Raw genomic sequence first — 21,264 nt, forward strand, 5'->3', positions numbered from 1 at the left:
CATCAGGATTGCAGGGCAGGGCTGGTGCACGCTGGCCTCCTTCTCATAAGCCGACGCTCAAGGAGGCCCTGGTGTCTCACCCGCTCCCCGACACTTTATCGACCGCGTACTTGGCCGACGGCGTCTGGCACGTGACTGTCGGCAGTCGCCCGGAGCACGGGCAGCAGTTTGCAGCTGCGCCAAGCCTGCCAGCAGGGTGGGAGGGGTTGCTGGCGATCACCGACCGTCGTCAATTGAACCGAATGCCAACAAATCTTCGTGCGATCCGCTGCCCGTCACTGATCAGGTTGCAAGTGTTCATTGACCAGGGCTGGGACGTGCCCAGGGTGCAGGATGCCGCGCTCCCTGTGGCGAGCTTGTCAGTGCCACGGGCCATGGCCCGCGATGCGCAACGGCTGGAGCCCTGGTACATCCACCAGGCACTGGGCGCAAATGCCGACTATGAGCGGTTCGCCGTTGCCTTGCGCAGCAGCGAGGAATACCGGCTGGTCCATTATCTGCTTGAGCAGGGCGGCAGGCAGGACAGCTTGCAAATGCTGGCGCGACGCTACGGGGTGTCAGTCTCGCATTTTCGCAGGCTCTGCCGTCAGGCACTGGGCGGTGCGACCAAGCCGGCACTGCGCGATTGGCGGGTGGCGCGGGCGTTACTGGAGGTTATTCGTGAAGGGCGCTCGTTGACCGAGGTCGCGCAAAACCAGGGATATTGTTCTTCCTCGCACCTCTCGCGGGATGTGCGCGAGTTACTGGGCGTGGCGCCAAGCCAGCTGGGTAACATTACCGGCGTCATGCGCTCATGATTGGCCTGGGAAAGCGCACCGATGTGCGCAGGCTGATCTGCTGGTGCACCGTGTTGCTCAGTCTGTCGCACAGCATCCACTCGGTGGCTGACAGCTACCGGGCGAAGGAAGAGGGCCTGCGCGGGTTTTTCGTTGCCCTGTCCGAGCCCCTGGGCAAGCCGATCATTGTCAGCAAGATGGCCGCGGGCAAGCGTATTTCCGGTGACTTTGCCATGACTTCGGCGCAACAGGTGTTCGATCGGGTCGTCCGGCAAATGGGCCTGATCTGGTACAGCGACGGCCAGGCGATCTATCTCTACGACAGTGCCGAGCTCAAGAGTGTGATGGTCTCGCTACAGAACACCAGCGTCGAAGGCGTGCAGGCGTTTCTGCGTCGCTCCGGCCTGTTTGACCCACGCTATCCGTTGCGGGGCGATGGCCGGCGCACCTTCTATGTTTCCGGGCCGCCGATGTATGTCGATCTGGTACAGCGACTGGCGACCATGGTCGATCGGGAGCCGTCACAGATCACGTTGGGCCGCCAGCAGGTGGGGGTCATTCGCCTGATCAATACCTTTGTTGGAGACCGACGTTATGAACTGCGCGAGCAGACCGTCAACATCCCGGGTATCGCCAGCGTTATCGAAGGTCTGCTGCAAGGCGAAAAGGCCCGGGTCGACGTGCGTAGCGAGCCGGGTCAGGGCGACGCGGTTCCGGGCCTGCTGGTGTCGACGCTGGATGACAACCTGATTGAAGAGGCTTGGGAGAACGCCCGGCTGGCGCCGGAGCAGGCAGCTGCGGCAAATATTCGTGTGGTCGCCTATCCGGACACCAACAGCTTGCTGGTCAAGGGCCTGCCCGAGCAAGTGCGCTTTATCGAGAACCTGGTCGCCGCTCTGGACACACCCAAGCGCCATGTCGAGTTGTCGCTGTGGATTATCGACCTGCAAAAAGAGGCGCTGGAGCACCTGGGCATCGACTGGCAAGGCCAGGTCAACATCGGCAGGCAGCTTTCCGTTGCACTCAACGGCGGCTCGGCCACCACGCTCGATGGCCTGTCGTTCATCGCCCGGGTGTCGGCGCTGGCCCGCAGCGATCTGGCCAATGTGGTGGCGCGGCCGGTGATTCTCACTCAGGAAAACGTTCCGGCGATCTTCGACAACAACCGCACGTTTTATGCCCCCTTGGTGGGTGAGCGCAGCGTCGATCTGCAGCACGTCACCTATGGCACCCTGGTCAGCGTATTGCCACGCTTTGCCTTGGGCGACGAAATCGAGATGTCGCTGAACATCGAAGATGGCAACGAGCTTGAGCCACGCAGTGACGAGTATCCCTCGATATTGCCGACAGTCGGCCGTACCCGCATCAGCACGGTCGCCCGGGTCCCGCAGGGCAAGAGCCTGTTGGTCGGTGGCTTCAGCCGAGATGAGAACGCCGAGCAGATCGGCAGAGTCCCGGGGCTCGGCGCCTTGCCCTGGATCGGTCGTTTGTTCAGCTACCGACTGGAGCGTTCGTCCAACACAGTGCGGGTGTTTCTCATCCAGCCGCGGGAAATTGGCGAGGCTCTGGCCTTCGATCCGCAGGGTCTGAAATCGGAACTTTTCGAAGACCAGCAGCATGAGCGCCTGCGCAACGCTTTCATGCGTGCGGTGTCGCTGTGATCCCTGGAATGGGCAGCCTGGGTGGGCGCGCCGCACAGGCACGGCTAAGCCGTGAGCTGGCGGCCGAACGCCAGGCGCCGGCGATTGACAACCAGGAAGACAACCGGGACCCGGGCAGCAACCTGTTGCAGCACGCGGTACAGAGCAGCGACGACCTGGCCCAGGTCATGGCGCAGTTTCGCCGCCGTCAGTTCGAGCTCAAAAGCGAGTCGGCCAGCGATTTGTTCGAACGGGTCCTCGAAGACGACGCACCGCCCAAGGCCCGGCAGGTCCTGGCCCTGACGGCGGACCGGCGACTGCCGCTGACGATGCTGTTGCAACAGGTATCGCAGTTGTTTGCCGATGACAGCGATCTGGCGTTGATCCTGACGTTGTTGTTGCGTCAGAGCGATTTGCACAGTGAAACCCGCAAGCGCCTGCTTCAGCTGGAGCAGGCGCTGCGCGAGCGCGCCAACCCCAAACGCCTGCAAGCAGGCATCAACAGTGCACTCAAGGCCAGGCTGTATGGTCAGCGCATGGCTGTGCGCGCCAGCGTGCTGCGGGACAACTACCGCGACTTCCTCGAGTCCGAGCGCGGCGCTGCGGACCACTACGAACAGTGGATCGCGCTGTATGGTCCCGAGCACCGTCACTGCGTTCTGGGTTTTCTGGAAGAGAGCCTGCTCACTGATATCCAGGGTCAGGATCCCAGTTGCAGTCTGCATGAATTCGGCCCGTTGCTGATCCTGCTTGGTCAGTTGAAAAGGCTGCGTTCGGCCGACCGCTTGTTCGTCGGCACCCTGGTCGGGCATTTCGACGTCAGCGAACTGGACTGCCTGGTGCTACTGCTCGGGATACTGCGTTATCCCCACGCGCTGGATGACCTGTTGCAGGAGGCGGTCGGTCCGATCCTGCTGCAGGTCGATGCACGGGGGCGCGCCAGCCTGCTGCAGCACTTGCGCCGGGCATGCCTGGCGTTGCCGGAACAACTGTTCGCCGAGGATCATGCCCTGTTGTACCTGGCAGAGCGCTTCACCCAGTTGGCCGACAGCAGTTTTGCCATTGAGGTCTTGTTGCAGCGTCGCCTGTACGGACTGCATAAGGCGCAACAAGGATGATGCCATGACCCTGCTGAATCTATGGCTGGCCAGGTGCGCCGCACGCCCGGAACTGCTCATTCTGGCGTTGATGGTGATGATCATCGCCATGTTGATCATCCCCTTGCCGACAATGCTGGTGGATTTTCTGATCGGCCTGAACATCGTCCTGTCGTTGTTGATATTCATGGGCTCGTTCTATATCGAGCGAATCCTCAGTTATTCGACTTTTCCGGCGCTGTTGCTGTTGACCACACTGTTTCGCCTGGCGCTGTCGATCAGCACCAGCCGGCTGATTCTGACCCAGGCCGACGCCGGCGAGATCATTGCCTCTTTCGGTGAGTTCGTGATCGGCGAGAACCTGGTAGTGGGCTTCGTGATTTTCTCGATCGTCACCATCGTTCAGTTCATTGTCATTACCAAGGGCTCGGAGCGGGTGGCGGAAGTCGCCGCGCGGTTTTCCCTGGATGGCATGCCCGGGAAGCAAATGAGCATCGATGGCGACCTCAAGGCGGGTGCCATTGATGCGGCCCAGGCCCGGACCAGGCGCAGTGAGCTTGAGCGTGAGAGCCAGCTGTACGGTTCATTCGATGGTGCCATGAAGTTCATCAAGGGCGATGCCATTGCAGGCATTGTGATCATCTTCGTCAACTTTATCGGTGGCATGGCCGTCGGTGTCGGCCAGTTGGGTATGGATATGTCCACTGCGCTGTCGACCTTTACCCTGTTGACGATCGGTGACGGTCTGGTCGCGCAGATTCCCGCGCTGTTGATTGCCATTGGCGCAGGCTTCATCGTCACCCGGGTCAATGGCGACGAGCAGAACCTGGGGCGCAACATGCTCAGCCAGGTACTGGGCAACCCATTCGTGCTCGGGGTGTGCGCATTGCTGGCGTTGGGTGTGGGATTGCTACCGGGCTTTCCGCTGCTGGTGTTCGTGTTCATCAGCAGCGTCATGGCCGCAGTGCTCTGGCGCCGACGGCGGCCTGAGCAGGCGGAGCGGGGCGAGGGTGCGAGCCTGGAAGCAGGTCGTGAACAAAGGCCGGTAGAAACCTTGGTCGATATCGACAGCCTGAGCACCGAAACCCTGCCCCTGTTGCTATTGGTGCCGCCGAACCGGCTGGGTGAATTACAGCAGGCACGCTTTGCCGAACGCCTGCGCAGCCAGTTTTTCATCGATTATGGTTTGCGCATCTCCCAGCCGCATCTGCGTGCGGCCCAGACATTGCCCGAACACCAGGTCACGATCCTGATCAATGAGGTGCGAGCCGATCAGTTCGACCTGTTCTTCGAGCACCACCGCCTGCTCGATTTCGGTGAGCAATTGCAGGACTCAGGGGTCGAGATCAGGCGCGGGCGCGACAGCAACAAAGTCGAGAGCCTGTGGGTCAGCGACAGTCAGAGCCAGGCTATCGCCGCGCTCGGCTATCCGCTACGGGCGGCCCAGCAGGAGCTCTACCACAGCCTGGCGGTGGTGCTGGCGCGCAATATCCAGGAATTTTTCGGTGTGCAGGAAACCAAGACACTGCTCGATGAGCTGGAAAGGCAGTATCCCGACCTGCTCAAAGAGGTCTATCGCTATGTCACCGTGCAGAAGATCAGTGAAGTGCTGCAAAGGCTGATCAGTGAGCGTATTTCGGTGCGCAACATGAAACTGGTGATGGAAACCCTGGCGCATTGGGCGTCCCGGGAGAAAGACACCCTGGCCTTGGTCGAGCATGTGCGCGGTGCTCTGGCGCGCTACATCAGCAACAAGTTCGCCCGGCAGGACACGCTCAACGTGCTGTTGCTCGGTGCCGAGTTCGAGGAGGTGGTGCGTTCGGCCGTGCGCCAGACATCCGCGGGTAACTTCGTCAACCTCGAAGCAGCCCAGGTCGAGGCGTTGCTCGATCGTGTCGGCGCAGGTCTGAGCGATCTGTACATCCCGCACAAGGACCTGGTGCTGCTGTGCTCGGTGGATGTCCGGCGCTACATGAAAAAGTTGATCGATGGCCGCTTCAGGGAGCTGGACGTGATGTCGTTCGCCGAGGTCGCCGAGAACATTTCAGTCAACGTGATCAAGACACTCTAGGAACGGCAATGGCAGCTATTGAATATACTGCGGTGCGGCGATGAACCTGATGCAATTGTCACGTCAAGGCGCGCACCCGCGCCGTTCGCTCGGGCCCCTGCTGGAAGTGCCGCTGGCTGGCGTGGCCATCGGTGAACTGTGCGAGGTCTTCCAGCACTGGCGCGATCCCGGGCCGCAAGCCTGGGCGCAGGTCGTTGGCTTTAACGCCGAGGTGGCATTGCTTAGCCTGTTGGGTGAGCCGCAGGGTTTGTCGCGTCAGTCGCTGGTTGTGGCCACCGGAGCCCCCTTGCGCCTGCACTGCAGCGATGACCTGCTCGGTGCAGTGCTCGACGCCCGTGGTCAGGTGGTCGAGCGTTTGGCGCCGGCCCATGGCCGGGCGAGCGTTCCTTATGGTCTGGACAACCCGCCGCCACACTACAGTCAGCGTCGACCTGTCAGACGGCGGCTGGGCACCGGCATCCGTACTATCGATACCTTGCTGACCTGCGGCGTTGGCCAGCGGCTCGGTATCTTTGCCGCCGCCGGTACCGGTAAAACCTCATTGCTCGACATGCTGGTGGAACACACCGAGGCGGATGTGTTCGTTGTCGGCCTGATCGGTGAGCGTGGCCGCGAAGTAGCCGAGTTCATCGAGCGTCTGCGTGGTTCGCCGCGCAGTGCCCGTACTGTGGTGGTGCAGGCCAGTTCCGACAGCCCGGCGGTGGACCGTTGCAATGCTGCGTTGGTCGCCACTAGCGTGGCGGAGTACTTTCGTGATCGCGGCCAGCATGTGGTACTGCTGATCGATTCCTTGAGCCGTTATGCCCGGGCTCGCCGGGACCTGGCCTTGGCTGCGGGTGAGGCGCCGGTGCGACGCGGTTATCCGGCTTCGCTGTTCGAGGCCCTGCCGCGCTTGCTGGAGCGTCCGGGAGCAACGGTCACCGGCAGTATCTCGGCGTTCTATACGGTGCTGCTGGAGTCTGACGACGAACCTGACCCGTTGGCCGAAGAGATTCGCTCGATCCTCGATGGGCATATCTACCTGAGCCGCGAACTGGCAGCCAAAGGCCATTTCCCTGCCATCGATGTGTTGCGCAGTACCAGTCGGGTTGCCCACCAGGTGTGCAGTACGGCGAGCATTGCCCTGGCCAACCAGGCCCGTGAGCGTCTGGCCAGGCTTCAGGGCATGCGCCTGCTGCTGGAGCTGGGTGAGTACCAGAGTGGTATCGACCCGCTCAATGATCAGGCCCTGGCGTGCCGCGATGCTTTGCATCAATGGCTGCGCCAGGGTACCGAACAGGCAGTCACGGCCGAAGATGCCGAGCAGGCACTGCATGCGTTGCTCGTCTGAGTGGCAGGCGTGGCTGCAGCTGGGGGAAGGGCGCTTGCAGGCGGTACAGCAGCACCTGGCGAGCACCGTGCATCAGGCGCGGGTACTCAAGGAGCAGGCTGGCGAGCTGCAGGAGCGACAGGCAGCGCTGCACGCGTTACGGCAAGAGGAGAATGGGCAGCGACTCAGCCACAGCCAGCTGCTCGATCTGTTGCGTCGCCAGGCCATGTTTCGTCGCCAGGCCCAGGTGTGGACCCTGGAGCTGGAGCAGATCAGCCTCCAGCAGCGGCAACTGCAGCAGGACCAGGTCAATCAACAGCAAAAATTGAGCGCCTTGCGGCGTCGTCATGACAAACATCAACGGTATCTGCAGCAGATGCACCGGCAATGGCAGTGGCAGTGTCAACGCCGTGAAGACGACGAACTGGATGAGCAGAGGCTCAAGGCTAGGTTATGGAACGAATGACAGTATCGGTCGGGCATGGCGGAGTTACACCCCTGGATCAGCCTGCACCGGCGATGGATGAGCTGTTGCCGCCACTTGAAACGATGGAATTGCCCCAGGGCGTTTTGCAGGCGCTGACGCCATGGGTCCCGCAGCCGCATTTGAATATCAAAAGGTCACCGGCAACGCCTGCTGTCGAGCTGGCGCAAGCACCAACCGCCACTGCGCATTCGGCCCAGGAGAGGATAGTTGGCGATCAGCGGCGCATGCCGCCAGCCCTGCCACCTGGAGCGGCGCCCTTGACTCAACTGGCAACTGGCGTGACCGAGGCCGAGAGTGAACACTTACCGGCAGAGGCCTGTCTCGTCATGGTGCATGCGGCATCTGCCCGGTCGGCATTGGTTGCTGCCGAGCCGTCGCCGATGCGCGCGCCATCCTTGCCTGCCACGCTGCAGATGGCGATAGATTCGGCGCCAGCCAACCCGCCTGGGGAGGGCTTGCGGGTGGCATTCGATAACGGACGAATCAGCGGCACCCTGCGGGTCCCGCAGCCGCATTTGAGTACCCAACGGTTGCCGGCAGCGGCCGCTGTCGACCTGGCGCAAGCACCAGCAGCCGCTGCGCATTCGGTCCAGGAGGGGGTAGCTGGCGATCAGCGGTACACTGAACACGTCCCGGCAGAGGCCAGTCTGGTCATGGAGCGTGTGGCGTCTGCCCGGCCGGCATTGGTTGCTGCCGAGCCGTCGCCGATGCGCACGCCATACTTGCCTGCGACGCCGCGGGTGCCGATCGATTCGGCGCCGGCCAACCCGCCTGGTGAGGGCTTGCGGGTGCCATTCGATAACGGACGAATCAGCGGCACCCTGCTGATCACGGGCAACGAAAGCACCCAGGGCATGCTGGTTACCCCCGACAAGAGCGTGCTGCTTGAGCAACTGCGCGAGCCGTTTTCGCGCCTGGACCAACCCGCCTGGCGCTTGTCCGAGCGTGCCGATGATCGCGATCAGGCGCATAGGCGGGCGCATGCCGACGAGCCTGAAGACGAGCCGGAGCAGTCGCGTTGAGCCCGCTTACCCTGCGTCAGCTACATCCGCAAGCGGAGTTGCAGCGACGACTGCTGCGCCATGACGCGCAGCTGCAAATGAGCAAGCCTTCAGAGGATGTTGAATACCTGGCGTTTCGAGCCCGTTCCCCTTTAGGTAAGTGGTCGGGCCTGGTTGAGGCCCATGCCTGGCTCAACGGTCGTCTGCCGCAGCTATCCGGCCTGTTGGTGCGTCCACCTTGCGCTGAACATATCCGGCAACTGTTCGAGGTAATGCCACAGCCAGTACCTGCACCGTTACCGGTGCTGGCGTACGACCAACTGGAAGCCGTCGAGCGGGTGACGGGCAGGGCAATTCCGCCTTGGCCGTTGCTCATGGTTGACACCGGCACCGGCCCCCTCTGGCTGACCGAGCTGCCCGCTGCGCTGCAATTGCCGGCGCCGAAACTCGGGCGTTGTTCAGATCTTCCGGCGGGCCTTGAGCTGTTGCTCGGCTTCAGTCGGTGGCGGCCCCGGCTACCGCCTGCCAGGGATGATCTGCTGCGCATTCTCGACTTTACCCCGCATTGGCGTTTGAACGGCCGTTTTGCTGGCGAATTCAGTTTTATCGAGCAAGGAATACACATGACTACCGTCCCGCCCATGGAGCCTGAGCAGGCACCCGAACCCACGAAGCTGGCGGCATTGCCCGTGACCCTGGAGTTCTCGCTACCCGCCCTCGACCTGAGTTTGGCCGAGCTTGCCGCCAGCCTGGAAGCCGGCCTGCTGAATCTTGATGCGCAGGCACTGCAGCAGGTTCAGGTACGTGCCAACGGTCAGTGGCTGGGCTGTGGCGAACTGGTGCGCGCGGGCGAGCAACTGGCGCTTGAGCTGCATCAGGTAAGGGACATGCCCGGCGATGAATGATGTCTCGATGATCGCCCTGCTGGCCTTCGCTTCGCTGTTGCCGTTTGTAGTGGCTGCCGGAACCTGTTACCTGAAGTTCTCCATTGTCTTTGTCATCGTGCGCAACGCCCTGGGCCTGCAGCAGGTGCCGTCGAACATGAGCCTCAATGCGATCGCGCTGATGCTCGCGATCTTTGTCATGACCCCGGTGGTGCAGCAGGGTTACAGCTATTACAAGGAGCACCAGGTCGCGTTTGACGACATCGAGGCGGTGGTGGATTTTGCCGAGAACGGTCTGGGCAGCTACAAGCGTTACCTGCGTCAATACACGGATCCTGAGCTTGCGCAGTTTTTCGAGCGAGCCCAGCACAGTGATCAGCACGGTGCGGACGAATGGCACGACGAGCAGTCTGAGCCGTCGCTGTTCGCCCTGCTGCCCGCGTATGCCTTGAGTGAAATCAAGAGCGCATTCAGGATCGGTTTTTACCTGTACCTGCCGTTTGTGATAGTCGATCTGGTGATCTCAAGCCTGTTGCTGGCGTTGGGCATGATGATGATGAGCCCGGTGATCATTTCGGTGCCGATCAAGCTGGTGCTGTTCGTTGCCCTCGATGGCTGGTCCCTGCTTTCCACCGGGCTGGTCGAACAGTACCTGGTGGTGAGTCGGCAGGTTGAAAATGGGTGAGCTGGTGTACGCGGGCAACAAGGCCCTGTACCTGATCCTGTTGTTGGTGGCCTGGCCCGTGGTGGTGGCCACGGTCGTGGGGTTGCTGGTGGGTCTGTTCCAGACCGTCACCCAACTGCAGGAGCAGACGTTGCCGTTCGGCTTCAAGCTGCTGGCGGTTTCGATCTGCCTGTTCTTGCTGTCCGGCTGGTACGGTGAGGTGTTGCTGGGCTTCAGTCGCGAAGTATTGCAGCTGGCGTTGCGCTGATGGGCGCCGGGCTGTTTTTTGAACTGTATGGCCTGATGGCGACGGCGCTACTGGGCGTGGCGCGGCTGGCGCCGCTGTTCTTCATGTTGCCCTTTCTCAACAGTGGCGTATTGACCGGGGCACCTCGCCAGGCCGTGTTGTTTCTTCTGGCCCTGGCGTTGACACCGCTGATCGGTGAGCAATTGCCCGCGCTCGACAGCCTGGCGTTTCTCGGCCTGCTGCTATGCGAAGCGGGCATCGGTACGCTGCTGGGCTGCCTGTTGTGCTGGCCGTTCTGGGTCCTGCATGCCATGGGCAACCTGATCGACAACCAGCGCGGGGCCATGCTCAGCAACGTCCTCGATCCGGCCAACGGTGTCGACAACTCGGAGCTGGCAACCTTCCTTCAGCTGTTTGCCGCCGTGCTCTACCTTGAAGGGGGCGGGCTGTTGCTGATGCTCGACGCTATCACCCTGAGTTACCAGCTCTGTGATCCCGGGAGGGCCTGCGGATTTTCCTTGCCGGCGATGGCTGCGCTGCTGGATGCCATCGTCGCCAAGACCCTGGCGATCAGCGCGCCGGTGGTCGCAGCCATGCTGCTCAGCGAAGCCCTGCTCGGACTGCTGTCGCGTTATGCCCAACAGATGAACGCGTTCTCTGTTTCGCTGACGATCAAGAGCCTGGTCGCCCTGGTGGTACTGCTTCTGTACTTCGGCTCGCATGTGCCCGCGGAGGTCATGGGGATGGCAGATGCGCCCCGGTACCTGCCGCAGTACCTGCAGACAGAGGCGTTGCGCTGATGTCGGCCAGCGCTTCGAAAACCGAGAAGCCCACCGCAAAGCGCCTGCGCGATGCCGCACGTAAAGGCCAGACCTTCAAGGCGCGTGACGTGCTGACCAGCTGCATGATGTTGCTGGGGCTTGCGGCCATGCTCAATGACACCAGGCTGCTGGAAATCATGGAGGTGTATCGGCGTATCCTGGCCGGGGGCCTTGAGGATGATCTGGCGCGCTACTCGGCCAGCCTGCTGCGCCTGGCTTTGGAACTGATTGTGCCTGTGGTCGTGGTTTGCATCCTTGGTGGTGCCATACCAGCCCTGCTGCAAAGCGGTTTTCGCCTGGCCAGCGAAGCCCTGAAACTCAATCTGGGCGCCTTGAACCCGATCAACGGCTTCAAGAAACTGTTCAGTGTGCGAACCGTCAAGGACACGCTCAAAGCGCTGCTGTACCTGGGCTGCTTTGCCCTTGCCCTGTGCATTGTCTGGTGGCAATACCGGGCGTTGTTGTTCGCCCAGTTGCATGCCTCACCGCTGGCGTTGCTGGCGATCTGGGGCGAACTGCTGTTGGCCCTGTTCCTGACCATCCTGGGTTGTATCGTGCTCGTGGTGGTGCTCGATGCCCTGCTCGAGTACTGGCTGTTCATGCGCGAGATGAAGATGGACCGGCATTCAGTCAAGCGCGAACACAAGGAGCAGGACGGCGATCCACACATCAAGGGCAAACGTCGTCAGCTGCACCAGGAACTGCTCAACGAACAGGTTCGTTCCGACATCCGCAATTCACGGATGATCCTCGCCAACCCGACCCATATCGCCATCGGCATCTACTTTCGCCCAGAGGTCAGCCTGCTGCCGTTCATTTCGCTGATCGAGACCAATCAGCGGGCCCTGGCGGTGCGGACTTACGCTGAAGAAGTCGGGGTGCCGGTGATTACCGACATCAATCTGGCCCGGCGTATTTTCAAAACCCATCGGCGTTACAGCTTCCTGCAAGTTCAGGAGGTCGAGCAGGTGCTGCGTCTATTGGTCTGGCTCGAGCAGGTCGAGCAGGCTTGAGCCCATGAAATGAGCGTTATCTGGCAGCGACCCGTGCAACGTTCTGGCCCAATGCAAGGGTCAGGTTCGAGGAGGTTTCGATGAAAGGCGATAACACACTGGATGAGGCCACTGCTGTCGGGGTGGTGGAGGCGGTGATGGCTGGTGCCAGTCTCAAAGACCTGCATGGCCTGGACGATGCGCAGATGGACAACCTCTACGCCTTTGCCTACCAGTTCTACGAGCAGGGCCGTCTTGACGATGCGCAGAGGCTTTTCCATTTTCTGTGTATCTACGACTTCTACAACTCGCAGTACTGGATGGGCCTGGCAGCGGTGCACCAACTCAAACGCGATTACGCCAAGGCCGTTGATCTGTATGCCGTTGCCTTTGCCCAGGGTCGCAAGGACTACCGCCCGTTGTTTCACAGTGGCCAGTGCCAGTTGGCGCTGGGCAAGCCGGGTAAAGCCCGGTTGTGCTTCGAATATGTGCTCAAAGACAGCGACGACCCTCAGTTGAAGACACAAGCGCAAGCCGGGCTCGAAGCGCTGGATGCCCTGCGTGCCAATGAAAAGGAGTAGTAACAAGTGTTCATAAACCCCTTGAGTCGCGTCGCCGATATCTCATCCGTCTATGCCAGCGCTGCCAGCGCGGCAGCGCGTACGCTTGAATATGCGCATATCGCCGCAAAGGCCTTGGCTTCGGTCAGTCATGCCGGCAGCGGCCGGTCGATCGCTGGTCGCCCGCAGTTGACGCCGCCTGCAGCACAGCAGCCTGGTAGCCAGGCAAGCTACATCGAGCTGATGGCGGCGATCAGCGAGTTACTGGGCGAGTCTGAGAATTACAAGCTCAAGCAACGGCTGGAGCTGCAGCTGAGCAAGTACAGCACCGCTGCGCAAGGGTATGCACAACTTTCCGCTGACTTTGCAGCGGCGGTTGAAGCGCTGGAAGCGGCTGAAACTGATGTGCAGGTCAGCCAGCAACAGGTGGCCCAGGCCCATGAGCGAGTCGAACACACCCGGCAGAAGGTGCAGGCCAGCGAAGAACGGCTGGCCGGCCTGGCGCCGGGAACACCTGAACATGAGGCCGAGCGGGCACTTATGCAGTCGCTGCTGGGCCAGCTGCAAGCGGGTGAGGGGCTCTTGCAGACCACGCTCGCGCAGCATCGCCAATTAGTGGCGGTCGCCGACCAGGCTGCCATCAGGGCGCAAGAGAAAATCGCCCAGGTGCAACAGGCCGGGATCACCGGGGACGTCGTCAAAAGCGCTGCCCAGCGCTTGCTCAACACGTCTGGCCAGGCGTTGCTCATGCGCTTGCAGATCATCGAACTGCTGGGTGAGTCCGCTGAGGAAATGGAGCGGTTCAGCCAAGAGCTGTTTCTGCAGCTGCAAAAGCAGATCCAGGAACACATGAAACTTGAATCTGAAAAATACCTCGAGGAGTTGCGCAAGGCAGAAGCCGCGCAGAAAACCGGCAATTGCCTGAGCAAATTGCTGGGTCCGCTGATCGCCATTGCCGCAACTATCGTCGGTGCAGTGGTCACCGCAGCTTCGGCCGGAGTCATGACCGGTGTCGCCGTCGCTCTGGTAGGTCTGGCCGTGATGGCTACCGACAAGCTGGTCGAGCACGCCTCGGGGGTATCGATCATGGGTGAGGTGAGCAAGCCGCTGATGAAGGTCGTGCAAGAGGCGATCAAGTTGTTCACCCAGATGTACGCCGAGGTGCTCAAAGGCCTGGGGGTCTTCAGTGAGAAGACGGCGCAACGGATCGCCGAGATCGGCGGGATGATTGCCGGCATCGTCGCCACCATTGCTGCCGTGGCACTGGCGGTGGTGGGCGCCGGCTCGGTGGTGGGGTCGGTCATTGCCAAGGTTGCGACGAAGATCGGCGAGATGATCAGCAAGATGCTGCCGACCCTGGTGCAGTTCCTGCAGCAGGCGGCCAGCACCGCAGGCCGTAGCCTGACCCAGGCCTTGGCCAAACTGAGCCATGCGCTGGGCCTGAACCTGAACAAAGCCACGGTTTCGCTGTACGCGACTCGCGCCGAAATGCTGCTTGGCGTCGCGGAAGTCGGCAGTGTGGCTGCGCAGTCGGCCTATCAGGTAAAGGGGGCGGAGCATCTGAAAACGGCCGGATACAGCCAGGCCGAAACGGAGCTCTCCCGTATCTTAAGTGAGGCGATGAGCCAGCACATGGGCGAGTTCATCGAGCGCTTCGGTAAGGCCATGCAGGTGTGTGTGCAGGAGGTGGCGAAGTTGCTGCAGGACGTGCTGCATCGCACCTCGAACAGTCAGCACATGGCCAGGAATATTTGAAGGAGCATTCATGACCACTCTCAACGTAACGTCACCTTCAACCAGGGTGCTGACCGACCTCATCAAGCCTGACACTGATTCACGCGGGATCATGAAAGCGCCGGATCCGACACAAGTGGAAAACCAGGTTCTGAGCGCGTCAGCCTTGCCCTGGGCACTTCCTCACATGCAGCAATTAATGAGTACCGAAGACTGGACCTCGCGTGAGAAGGAACTGGCCTTCGAGGTGTTCAAGCGCACCCTGGATGAGCCTGAACTCGACAGGCCGGGATTTGATCCGGGCGCCTGGGAAAACCATGTGGGTGTTCTGCTCGACGCGGTCATTGCGATGAACGTTGCGCGCCTGGCCAACGCCCAACTTCGTGGCCACTACACCCTTGTCAGTGCCGAAGCGGCCAAGGCTCAGGGCGAAGCGATACGCGAGGCGGGGGACGCGCAACTGAAAAGTGCCTTCAGTGGCGCTGCGGTGAACACTGTCTTTTCGTTGAGTGGCGCCGCCCTCAATCTCAAAGGGCTGGCAGGCAAGCATGCGGATATCAGCGTGCACAAGCGCAATGCCATGGAGGCCGGCAATATTGCCGGCGATCTACAGGTTCAGCGTGCGCGCAGTGATTTCGAGCCTGGTGTGCCAACCCAGGTGCGGACCCTGGACGATGCCGGCAAGCCGGGGGCTACCGACTTCACTCCCAAGGGGCGTACTGCCAGCCCGGAAGAGCTGGCCTGGTTTGACAGCGAAATCCAAAAGGCGCAGAAGCAGGTCCGGCAATCGGAATGGCAGAGCCTGATGAACGAGAAGGGCTATCTCAAGCCACAGCTCTACGGACAGCTGCTCAGCTCATTGGCGGCGACCGGCAGCAATGCCGTATCGAGCATGGTACGCCTCGATGAATATGCTGCCCGTGAGCGTGAACTGCAGCAGCAGAGTGCACACACGATAACAAAGGGGCTGGCGGATGAGGTGGGGCAGAAAGACGCCGCTGATAGCAACTTGTTGAACAAGTTGATGGAGATGGTCTTGCAGATCATGCAGTCGCGTGCTGCAGCATCGGCCATTCGTTGATTGGGGGAGTTATGAGCATTCTGGGTGTCACGACATTTACTCCTGCGATGCTGTCGTCATCGGTGGGCGTGAACGATCCATGGCCGACTGGCACAGCGGCCAAAGCAAAGGCCATGCTGGCGGACCTGGCTCAGGAGCAATTTGAACTGACCAGCCAACAGTTGGCGCCCATTTCGGCCGCATCGATACCGTTGTCCTCGGCAGCCGTGAACGATCCATGGCTTTCAAGCGTAATGGCCATTGAAACACTTGTGGCCCCGGCTCTGGAACAACTTGATTTGACCCGCCAACCCCGCCCTGGGCTCAGCCTGCTGGAGGTGCAGGCGGGCGTCGAGTTCTTTGAAAAATTGATCGACCTGATCGGCTTGATCAAGGAAAAGTATCTGGGTCCATACACCCATATACTCGAAAGCTATCAGAAGTTCTTTGCGGCCTTCACCAGCAAGATCACCAGTGAAATGCAGTGGTGGATCGGCAGTGCCGATGAGGGCAAGAAAGTCACGATCAATGGTGGTGTGTTCCATCGGGAACTCGACAAGTTGATACGCGATTTCTCCTTGCCTAATGCTGCTGCCGTACTGTTCCCTGAACCGGGCCATCCTGCGGCAACCCTGGAGGAGGCGCAGAAGTGGCAGGCTGCTCTGGGCCTACCGGCCAGCTCGGTACAGCGGCTGCCAACGGGCGGCTATGGGGTGGTCATGGACCTGGCGCCGATCAAGGCAATCAAGGCGGGTACCCCGAGCACCTATCAGGTTTGGGATACTGCCAGGTTCCAGGCCTGGCAGCACGGCTTCAACGCTCAGGAAGAGAGCATGAAGAATCAACTGCAGTCCTTCACCCAGAAATTCTCCAACGCCAACAGCTACCACGACACCTTCAACAGGACCCTGTCGGCACACTTGAAGGACTACACCGATTTGCTCAAGCACATGAGCACCTTATGAGTAGCGACCTTGAGCAACGGGTGATTGCCGTGCTGGCTGCCTGCCTGGGAAGCGATGGTCAGCGCATCGCGCCTGGCGCCGACCTGGTACATGACCTGGGCTGTGATTCGCTGACCATCGTCGAGATGGTCGAAGCGCTCAATGAGTGCTTCGACCGGCAGTTGGACCCAGGGTCGATCAGGCACTGGCGGCGTGTCAGTGATGTGGTACGAACGGTTGAGCAGGCGCTAGCGAGCTGTTCGGTCGAATAGTCCTACGTGTTTCTGTGGATTTACTGCGGTACGGTCGTGGGCCGAATCCTACATTTTTAAAGGGAACAAGTTCCTATAGTTGTCTGCCTGCAAGCCGTCCAAGGTGCGCTTGCACTGAATGTGATGAGCGATGGCAGGCGCTAGCCCGATGACAGCCTTTTACGGTCCCCCCGATACACTCGCCTATGCCTTCGAGGGTTGGCGCCTGTGCCCTGACGGTATGCTATGGCAAGCTGGCCGTGGCCAGCACCTGCCGCCCAAGGAGCGGCAGGTGCTGCGCCTGCTGCTGGCCAATGCCGGTCGGCTGGTGTCCAAGGACAGTTTGCTGGATGCTGTGTGGCCTGGGATGGACACCGCCGAAGAATCACTGACCCGCTGCATCTGCGTGCTGCGCAAGCTGTTCAAGGAGCATCGACACCTGATCGTCACGGTCTACGGCCGGGGATACCGGTTCAATGGTCAGGTGCGGCGCCTGGCAGGCTTGCCCGACAGTCCCCCGAGATTGCCTACCTTGGCCATTCTGCCGTTTCGCGGCCAGTTGCCGCGCGAGATGTTGATGCTCAACGAAACCCTCAAGTGCCTGGTGCGCAAAACCTTGAGTCAACGGGTCGAACTGTTGTCGTTCTCGGTGGCCAGTCTGTGCGCAACACCGCTGGAAGCCATCGACCTGATCGAATGCCTGGCGCCCGGCCATTACTTGTGCGGTTTTTGCATCGATACCGAAGGGCGTTATCAATTGGCGGTCGAGCTGGTCAGCGGGCATGACCATCGAATAGTGGATTGCCGTCTGTTCACGGGTTGCGAGCAACAAGTGCTGGATCAGTTGCTCGGTTTTCTCGACGCCTACTTCCCCTCGTCTCCAGTGGCGCTCAGGGAGCCATCAGATTTTCATCAGGATCGCTGACACTGGCTGCCTCACACTTTGCATTGTTCGTGTTCGTTCACGTCTTTCAAAGGTGCCGGTATGCAAGAAGCCGCGACAGATTCCTGCGTAATGCGCGTGTTCAATGGCCCGATGGCAGGGTGCGAGTTTTTCCTGGCGGCGGGTATTACCCAGGTAATGGTCGGGACGGCTGCCGAAGTGGCATCGGTCACCGGGCAGGGTACGGGATCGTCACAGGTGTTGTTCATTGCGCTGGACCAGGAGGCTTGCAGTTTCGAGGTCATGGTTGAGGCCCCGGGCATACACGGGATACGGGGCCGGCTGTTGCAGGCCCCGCCTGCGCCATGGCAGCAGTGGCCGATGCAGCAACAGCAGCAGGTCGGTGGATTGCAGATCGCCTTTCGCTTGAACTCACAAGCCTGGTGCCTGCAGCAGGCGCCAGCAACATCGCTGCGCTGGAACAGCGGGTACGGCTCGATGCACAAAGTCGCTGGCGTGTTTGCGCTGTGCCTGTTGTTGACGTCGGTCGCTGTCTGGTCGTTGCCTGATCGCACGGTCTCTGCGCAGCAGCAGAGCGTTTCGGTACTGGTCGATGCTCATGCGCCAGTGTTGCAAGGACGAGATCAGCTGATCTACGTGCTGGTCGATTCACAGCGTGAGGCAACCTGGACCCGCCAGGTGCTGATGCGTCATCAACTGGAGGGGGTTGCGATCCTTGTCACGGCCCAGGAGCAGCAACGGCTGGAGCGGCAATTCCTGGCGCTCGAGCCCGGCCTGGCGATTCGGCTGCTTGACCTGAACGTGCCGCAACACCCCGTGCTGGTGCTTGCCGGCGAGCCACCGGAGCAAAGGCTTAAGGAGCGTCTCGAGCAACATTTGCTGCGGATTGCGCCCTACGCCGAACACCTGGAATTTCGCCTGCAGGACGACCGTGCCAGTGTCGCACAGGCCGTTGCCGGCCTGCGTCAGACGGGGGTGCCATTCCAGCGTGAAGACACGTCGGGCAGTGTTGCCCTGCGCATCGAAGGCAACCTGCAGGACAGCCAGCTGGAGGCCGTACGGCGCTTCATTCGCGGCTTCGAACAGCAGTGGGGCACACGTTTCGTGCACTTTTCCATCGTACTTCAGGACGACCGGTTCAAGGGCCTTTCGTATCAGGTTGGCGAGCAGGGGTATAGCAAGCCCTCGTCAACCTCCTGGCAATTTCAATCCATCCATACAGGTACTTGAGCCATGCCCAGTCTCGTAGATCCCTCGCAGTTTCATGATGATTTTCTCGGAAGCCAGGCGGATGCCTTTGAAAAGGGGGCGAAAGGTTTGAAGGAGGCCCTGGACAAGGCCCTGGAAGACTTGCATAGCGATGCCTCGGATCCGACGTTGCTGGCGGCGTATCAGGCGGCGTTCTCCTCCTACACCGTGTTCCGCAATGTTCAGACCAACACGATCAAGGGTTTCAAGGATATCGACATGGCAATCATCCAGGCTGCTCGCTGATTGGCCCGGTGGGTTATCCCTTGCAAAGGAGAGTGACATCAATGGCTATCGACTCCATTGCCGGTTTTGCCACACAGGGCCCGGTCCAGATGCTTCACGAAGGTATCCCAAGCGCGCCGGTGTCCTTGGAGGACCGGCTGTTGCAAACCTTCGCCGAAGCAGCCCAGTCCAGCGACCTGCGTGTCAACGGCATCGAGCAACTGTTGCAACGTGCGGACATCACCAGCCCGCAGAGGCTGGCGCAGTTGCAGGAGCAGATCGGGCAGTACAACGTCGATATCAACCTGCTCAACACGCTGGTACGCAAGGTCGTTGGCACTGCCGAAACGTTGTTGCGTCAGTCATGAAAGGCTGGATCGGGCTATTGGTTTGCCTGTGCCTGCTCGGCTGTCGCCAGCCCTTGCTGCTGCAGGGGTTGGAGCAGCAACAGGCCAATGAGGTGGTGGCCTTGCTGCAACGCAACAACATTGCAGTGCAAAAAGTCGACACCGGCAAGAGCGGGTACAACGTTCTGGTGGCCCAGGTGGATTTCCCGGCTGCCGTGGATCTGCTGACCCAGTACGGCCTGCCTTCAAGAGCAAGAATGCAGGTGGCGGAAATGTTTCCCGCCGATGCCCTGGTCGCCTCGCCCCGCGCGGAAAAGGCACGTTTGTACTCGGCCATTGAGCAACGCCTGGAACAATCGGTAACAGCCATGACCGGGGTAGTCTCGGCACGGGTGCATGTCAGCTACGATCTGGCGGCCGGTGAGGGTAGGCGCAGCAGCGCGCCGGTGCACCTGTCGGCACTGGTGGTGCATGAGCCCGACAGTGAAGCGGACATCCTGATCGACGACCTCAAGCGCTTTCTCAAGAACAGCTTCAGTGACGTTGACTATGAGCACATCTCGGTCGTCCTGACCCCGCGTGCAGCCATCCAGCACCATGCACCCCAGGAAATGCAGGTCAGCACTGCCCGAGGGCTATTGCCGTGGATGGTGCTGTTGCTCGTTATCGGTCTTGTCGCGGGCGCAGCGTGGTTGGGGTATCAGCGACGGAGGATGCGCGATGTCGCCGTCAGTTGAATGGATCGAACGCATTGCCCGCTCCCCGTCGTGCTACCTCAATGCCGAACGTTTCGACCTGCCCGGCGACTGTCGCGACCCTGCGGTGTTGCGGGTCCTGGATGAAATGCTCTGCCAGGGACTGAATTTGCCACACCTGCCGCAGTGCTGGCCGGACGACGAGATGACGTTGGTGTGGCTCCAGCATTGGCTGTTGCTGCCTGAAGTCGCGCGCCTGCTCGGCGCCTATCGGCTTTGGCCAGCATTGGTTCGTGATGCTGCAACCAGTGAGCTGGCACCGGCGCTACGGGCCTTTGCCTGTTGTGCATTGGGGCCTCGGCGCGGGTTCGACGCGTTGCCGACCCTGGCGCTCAAACCGCGCATCGAAGCTGTCGGTCTCAACGCCTTGCTGGCCTGGCAGGGGCACGTGCCGGCGGCCTTGCTGGCGCGTCTGGAGCTGCAGTTTTCCATCGAAGTGGTCGCCTGCCAGGCTCAATTGCCGGCAGTGCAACCGGACAAGGGACTTTTGCTGATGGCCGTGCAACATGCTCGATTCATTGCGGCGTGAAGCCGAACTGCCAGGCCTGGATCCGGTGCATGTCTGCGCAGCCGAGCGCAGTGTGGCACGACGTTGCCAGGCCCTTGAGCGTCACGCCAGGCAGGTGGCGAAACAACAGATCGCCGAGGCAAACAGGCAGGTGCAGGCGATGTATGAGCAGGCCAGACATCAGGGCTATGGCGAGGGTGTATTGCACGCTGCGCAGGACCTGGCCGATGCCTTGCTTCACAGTCAGCGCTTGGCCGGCCAAGTGCGCCAGGAACTGATCAAGGCGGTGTGTGGCACGCTGGACGAGGTCCTCGGTGACGTGCAATGGATCGAGGCGCTTGTCGAGCAGTGGCCGGCAATCAGGAACAAAGCCAGCAACCCGCTGCAGATGCTCGTCCCTCTACGCCATAAACGCGAACACACTCGTCTGGTGGCTGCGCTGCGCCGTCAATGGCCGGGCGAGATCGAGGTTCAATACCAGGCTCAGAACCACTTCCGCTTGCACCTGGGCGAACTGGCCCTGGAGTTTCATCCAGCGATGGTCCAGGCACAGTTGACGGAGCAGGTAGTTGCGGGGTGTGACGGCCTGGCGCGGATCGACGCACAACTGGACCAAGGCGCACGGACAACCTTGGCTGATTGCCTCGGTCGCTGGCTGACAACACCCGGGCAAAGTGAAGAGGCAGACAACGATGCGGATTGAAGGTGTTGCGCAGGGGGCACTGCAAGCAGCGGAAGT

The 21,264-nt window shown here is 61.0% G+C and carries 24 protein-coding genes; all 24 read left to right on the top strand.

The window, feature by feature from the left end; translation table 11 throughout:
• Positions 1-71 precede the first annotated feature (71 nt).
• The 24 genes from I5S59_RS06150 to I5S59_RS06265 all read left to right on the top strand — a co-directional run bounded on the left by I5S59_RS06150 (position 72) and on the right by I5S59_RS06265 (position 21,228).
• Positions 72-797: a helix-turn-helix domain-containing protein gene (locus I5S59_RS06150; RefSeq protein WP_332262066.1), complete on the top strand. Its 726-nt coding sequence runs from the start codon at positions 72-74 to the stop codon at positions 795-797.
• Positions 794-2,437, top strand: a complete 1,644-nt coding sequence (gene sctC, locus I5S59_RS06155; RefSeq protein WP_197875828.1) for a type III secretion system outer membrane ring subunit SctC — start codon at positions 794-796, stop codon at positions 2,435-2,437. The genes I5S59_RS06150 and sctC overlap by 4 nt, the downstream gene beginning before the upstream one ends.
• A complete protein-coding gene (gene sctW / locus I5S59_RS06160; protein ID WP_332262067.1) occupies positions 2,434-3,534 on the top strand; it encodes a type III secretion system gatekeeper subunit SctW in 1,101 nt (366 codons plus the stop codon). The genes sctC and sctW overlap by 4 nt, the downstream gene beginning before the upstream one ends.
• 4 nt (positions 3,535-3,538) lie before the next feature.
• A complete protein-coding gene (locus I5S59_RS06165) occupies positions 3,539-5,584 on the top strand; it encodes an EscV/YscV/HrcV family type III secretion system export apparatus protein (protein ID WP_197875829.1) in 2,046 nt (681 codons plus the stop codon).
• A 40-nt stretch (positions 5,585-5,624) separates the two neighbouring features.
• Positions 5,625-6,914, top strand: coding sequence for a type III secretion system ATPase SctN (sctN, locus tag I5S59_RS06170; protein ID WP_197875830.1), 1,290 nt, complete (start codon positions 5,625-5,627; stop codon positions 6,912-6,914).
• Complete coding sequence (locus I5S59_RS06175; RefSeq protein WP_197875831.1) at positions 6,898-7,359, top strand: hypothetical protein; 462 nt, start codon at positions 6,898-6,900, stop codon at positions 7,357-7,359. The genes sctN and I5S59_RS06175 overlap by 17 nt, the downstream gene beginning before the upstream one ends.
• A gap of 278 nt (positions 7,360-7,637) precedes the next feature.
• On the top strand, positions 7,638-8,402 hold the full coding sequence (locus I5S59_RS06180; protein WP_197875832.1) for a hypothetical protein: 765 nt from the start codon (positions 7,638-7,640) through the stop codon (positions 8,400-8,402).
• Positions 8,399-9,286 carry a FliM/FliN family flagellar motor switch protein gene (locus I5S59_RS06185; protein WP_197875833.1) on the top strand — a complete coding sequence of 296 codons (888 nt, stop codon included), beginning with the start codon at positions 8,399-8,401 and terminating at the stop codon, positions 9,284-9,286. Before I5S59_RS06180 ends, I5S59_RS06185 begins: the two co-directional genes overlap by 4 nt.
• Positions 9,279-9,950: an EscR/YscR/HrcR family type III secretion system export apparatus protein gene (locus I5S59_RS06190; protein WP_197875834.1), complete on the top strand. Its 672-nt coding sequence runs from the start codon at positions 9,279-9,281 to the stop codon at positions 9,948-9,950. The genes I5S59_RS06185 and I5S59_RS06190 overlap by 8 nt, the downstream gene beginning before the upstream one ends.
• Positions 9,943-10,197: an EscS/YscS/HrcS family type III secretion system export apparatus protein gene (locus I5S59_RS06195; RefSeq protein ID WP_197875835.1), complete on the top strand. Its 255-nt coding sequence runs from the start codon at positions 9,943-9,945 to the stop codon at positions 10,195-10,197. The genes I5S59_RS06190 and I5S59_RS06195 overlap by 8 nt, the downstream gene beginning before the upstream one ends.
• Entirely contained in the window at positions 10,197-10,976 is a 780-nt protein-coding gene (sctT, locus tag I5S59_RS06200; protein ID WP_197875836.1) for a type III secretion system export apparatus subunit SctT, read from the top strand. The genes I5S59_RS06195 and sctT overlap by 1 nt, the downstream gene beginning before the upstream one ends.
• Complete coding sequence (locus I5S59_RS06205) at positions 10,976-12,010, top strand: EscU/YscU/HrcU family type III secretion system export apparatus switch protein (RefSeq protein WP_197875837.1); 1,035 nt, start codon at positions 10,976-10,978, stop codon at positions 12,008-12,010. The genes sctT and I5S59_RS06205 overlap by 1 nt, the downstream gene beginning before the upstream one ends.
• 80 nt (positions 12,011-12,090) lie before the next feature.
• Complete coding sequence (gene sicA, locus I5S59_RS06210; protein WP_197875838.1) at positions 12,091-12,570, top strand: type III secretion system translocator chaperone SicA; 480 nt, start codon at positions 12,091-12,093, stop codon at positions 12,568-12,570.
• A gap of 6 nt (positions 12,571-12,576) precedes the next feature.
• A complete protein-coding gene (gene sctE, locus I5S59_RS26575; RefSeq protein WP_197875839.1) occupies positions 12,577-14,304 on the top strand; it encodes a type III secretion system translocon subunit SctE in 1,728 nt (575 codons plus the stop codon).
• 10 nt (positions 14,305-14,314) lie between these two features.
• Entirely contained in the window at positions 14,315-15,364 is a 1,050-nt protein-coding gene (locus I5S59_RS06220; RefSeq protein ID WP_197875840.1) for an IpaC/SipC family type III secretion system effector, read from the top strand.
• An 11-nt stretch (positions 15,365-15,375) separates the two neighbouring features.
• Entirely contained in the window at positions 15,376-16,308 is a 933-nt protein-coding gene (locus I5S59_RS06225) for an IpaD/SipD/SspD family type III secretion system needle tip protein (protein ID WP_197875841.1), read from the top strand.
• Entirely contained in the window at positions 16,305-16,559 is a 255-nt protein-coding gene (locus I5S59_RS06230; protein ID WP_197875842.1) for an acyl carrier protein, read from the top strand. The genes I5S59_RS06225 and I5S59_RS06230 overlap by 4 nt, the downstream gene beginning before the upstream one ends.
• 148 nt (positions 16,560-16,707) lie before the next feature.
• Entirely contained in the window at positions 16,708-17,463 is a 756-nt protein-coding gene (locus I5S59_RS06235) for a winged helix-turn-helix domain-containing protein (RefSeq protein WP_232239614.1), read from the top strand.
• Between the two features lie 60 nt (positions 17,464-17,523).
• Positions 17,524-18,672, top strand: a complete 1,149-nt coding sequence (locus I5S59_RS06240) for a PrgH/EprH family type III secretion apparatus protein (protein WP_197875843.1) — start codon at positions 17,524-17,526, stop codon at positions 18,670-18,672.
• Positions 18,673-18,675: 3 nt separating this feature from the next.
• Positions 18,676-18,936 carry a type III secretion system needle filament subunit SctF gene (gene sctF / locus I5S59_RS06245; RefSeq protein ID WP_197875844.1) on the top strand — a complete coding sequence of 87 codons (261 nt, stop codon included), beginning with the start codon at positions 18,676-18,678 and terminating at the stop codon, positions 18,934-18,936.
• An 89-nt stretch (positions 18,937-19,025) separates the two neighbouring features.
• The gene (sctI, locus tag I5S59_RS06250) at positions 19,026-19,283 is read left to right on the top strand and encodes a type III secretion system inner rod subunit SctI (RefSeq protein WP_232239620.1); all 258 of its coding nucleotides are present in this window, start codon (positions 19,026-19,028) and stop codon (positions 19,281-19,283) included.
• The gene (locus I5S59_RS06255) at positions 19,280-19,999 is read left to right on the top strand and encodes an EscJ/YscJ/HrcJ family type III secretion inner membrane ring protein (protein WP_197875846.1); all 720 of its coding nucleotides are present in this window, start codon (positions 19,280-19,282) and stop codon (positions 19,997-19,999) included. The genes sctI and I5S59_RS06255 overlap by 4 nt, the downstream gene beginning before the upstream one ends.
• Positions 19,983-20,546, top strand: a complete 564-nt coding sequence (locus I5S59_RS06260; RefSeq protein WP_197875847.1) for a protein OrgA — start codon at positions 19,983-19,985, stop codon at positions 20,544-20,546. Before I5S59_RS06255 ends, I5S59_RS06260 begins: the two co-directional genes overlap by 17 nt.
• A complete protein-coding gene (locus I5S59_RS06265; RefSeq protein ID WP_197875848.1) occupies positions 20,524-21,228 on the top strand; it encodes a hypothetical protein in 705 nt (234 codons plus the stop codon). Before I5S59_RS06260 ends, I5S59_RS06265 begins: the two co-directional genes overlap by 23 nt.
• The last annotated feature ends 36 nt before the right edge of the window (positions 21,229-21,264 follow it).

It is taken from the genome of Pseudomonas alkylphenolica, from assembly GCF_016009175.1.
Taxonomy (GTDB): domain Bacteria; phylum Pseudomonadota; class Gammaproteobacteria; order Pseudomonadales; family Pseudomonadaceae; genus Aquipseudomonas; species Aquipseudomonas alkylphenolica_B.

Coding starts and splice junctions, on each gene's coding strand:
- sctC (WP_197875828.1), top strand. CDS start 794: ATGATTGGCCTGGGAAAGCGCACCGATGTGCGCAGGCTGATCTGCTGG.
- I5S59_RS06165 (WP_197875829.1), top strand. CDS start 3,539: ATGACCCTGCTGAATCTATGGCTGGCCAGGTGCGCCGCACGCCCGGAA.
- sctN (WP_197875830.1), top strand. CDS start 5,625: ATGAACCTGATGCAATTGTCACGTCAAGGCGCGCACCCGCGCCGTTCG.
- I5S59_RS06175 (WP_197875831.1), top strand. CDS start 6,898: ATGCGTTGCTCGTCTGAGTGGCAGGCGTGGCTGCAGCTGGGGGAAGGG.
- I5S59_RS06190 (WP_197875834.1), top strand. CDS start 9,279: ATGAATGATGTCTCGATGATCGCCCTGCTGGCCTTCGCTTCGCTGTTG.
- I5S59_RS06195 (WP_197875835.1), top strand. CDS start 9,943: ATGGGTGAGCTGGTGTACGCGGGCAACAAGGCCCTGTACCTGATCCTG.
- sctT (WP_197875836.1), top strand. CDS start 10,197: ATGGGCGCCGGGCTGTTTTTTGAACTGTATGGCCTGATGGCGACGGCG.
- I5S59_RS06205 (WP_197875837.1), top strand. CDS start 10,976: ATGTCGGCCAGCGCTTCGAAAACCGAGAAGCCCACCGCAAAGCGCCTG.
- sicA (WP_197875838.1), top strand. CDS start 12,091: ATGAAAGGCGATAACACACTGGATGAGGCCACTGCTGTCGGGGTGGTG.
- I5S59_RS06220 (WP_197875840.1), top strand. CDS start 14,315: ATGACCACTCTCAACGTAACGTCACCTTCAACCAGGGTGCTGACCGAC.
- I5S59_RS06225 (WP_197875841.1), top strand. CDS start 15,376: ATGAGCATTCTGGGTGTCACGACATTTACTCCTGCGATGCTGTCGTCA.
- I5S59_RS06230 (WP_197875842.1), top strand. CDS start 16,305: ATGAGTAGCGACCTTGAGCAACGGGTGATTGCCGTGCTGGCTGCCTGC.
- I5S59_RS06235 (WP_232239614.1), top strand. CDS start 16,708: ATGACAGCCTTTTACGGTCCCCCCGATACACTCGCCTATGCCTTCGAG.
- I5S59_RS06240 (WP_197875843.1), top strand. CDS start 17,524: ATGCAAGAAGCCGCGACAGATTCCTGCGTAATGCGCGTGTTCAATGGC.
- sctF (WP_197875844.1), top strand. CDS start 18,676: ATGCCCAGTCTCGTAGATCCCTCGCAGTTTCATGATGATTTTCTCGGA.
- sctI (WP_232239620.1), top strand. CDS start 19,026: ATGCTTCACGAAGGTATCCCAAGCGCGCCGGTGTCCTTGGAGGACCGG.
- I5S59_RS06255 (WP_197875846.1), top strand. CDS start 19,280: ATGAAAGGCTGGATCGGGCTATTGGTTTGCCTGTGCCTGCTCGGCTGT.
- I5S59_RS06260 (WP_197875847.1), top strand. CDS start 19,983: ATGTCGCCGTCAGTTGAATGGATCGAACGCATTGCCCGCTCCCCGTCG.
- I5S59_RS06265 (WP_197875848.1), top strand. CDS start 20,524: ATGCTCGATTCATTGCGGCGTGAAGCCGAACTGCCAGGCCTGGATCCG.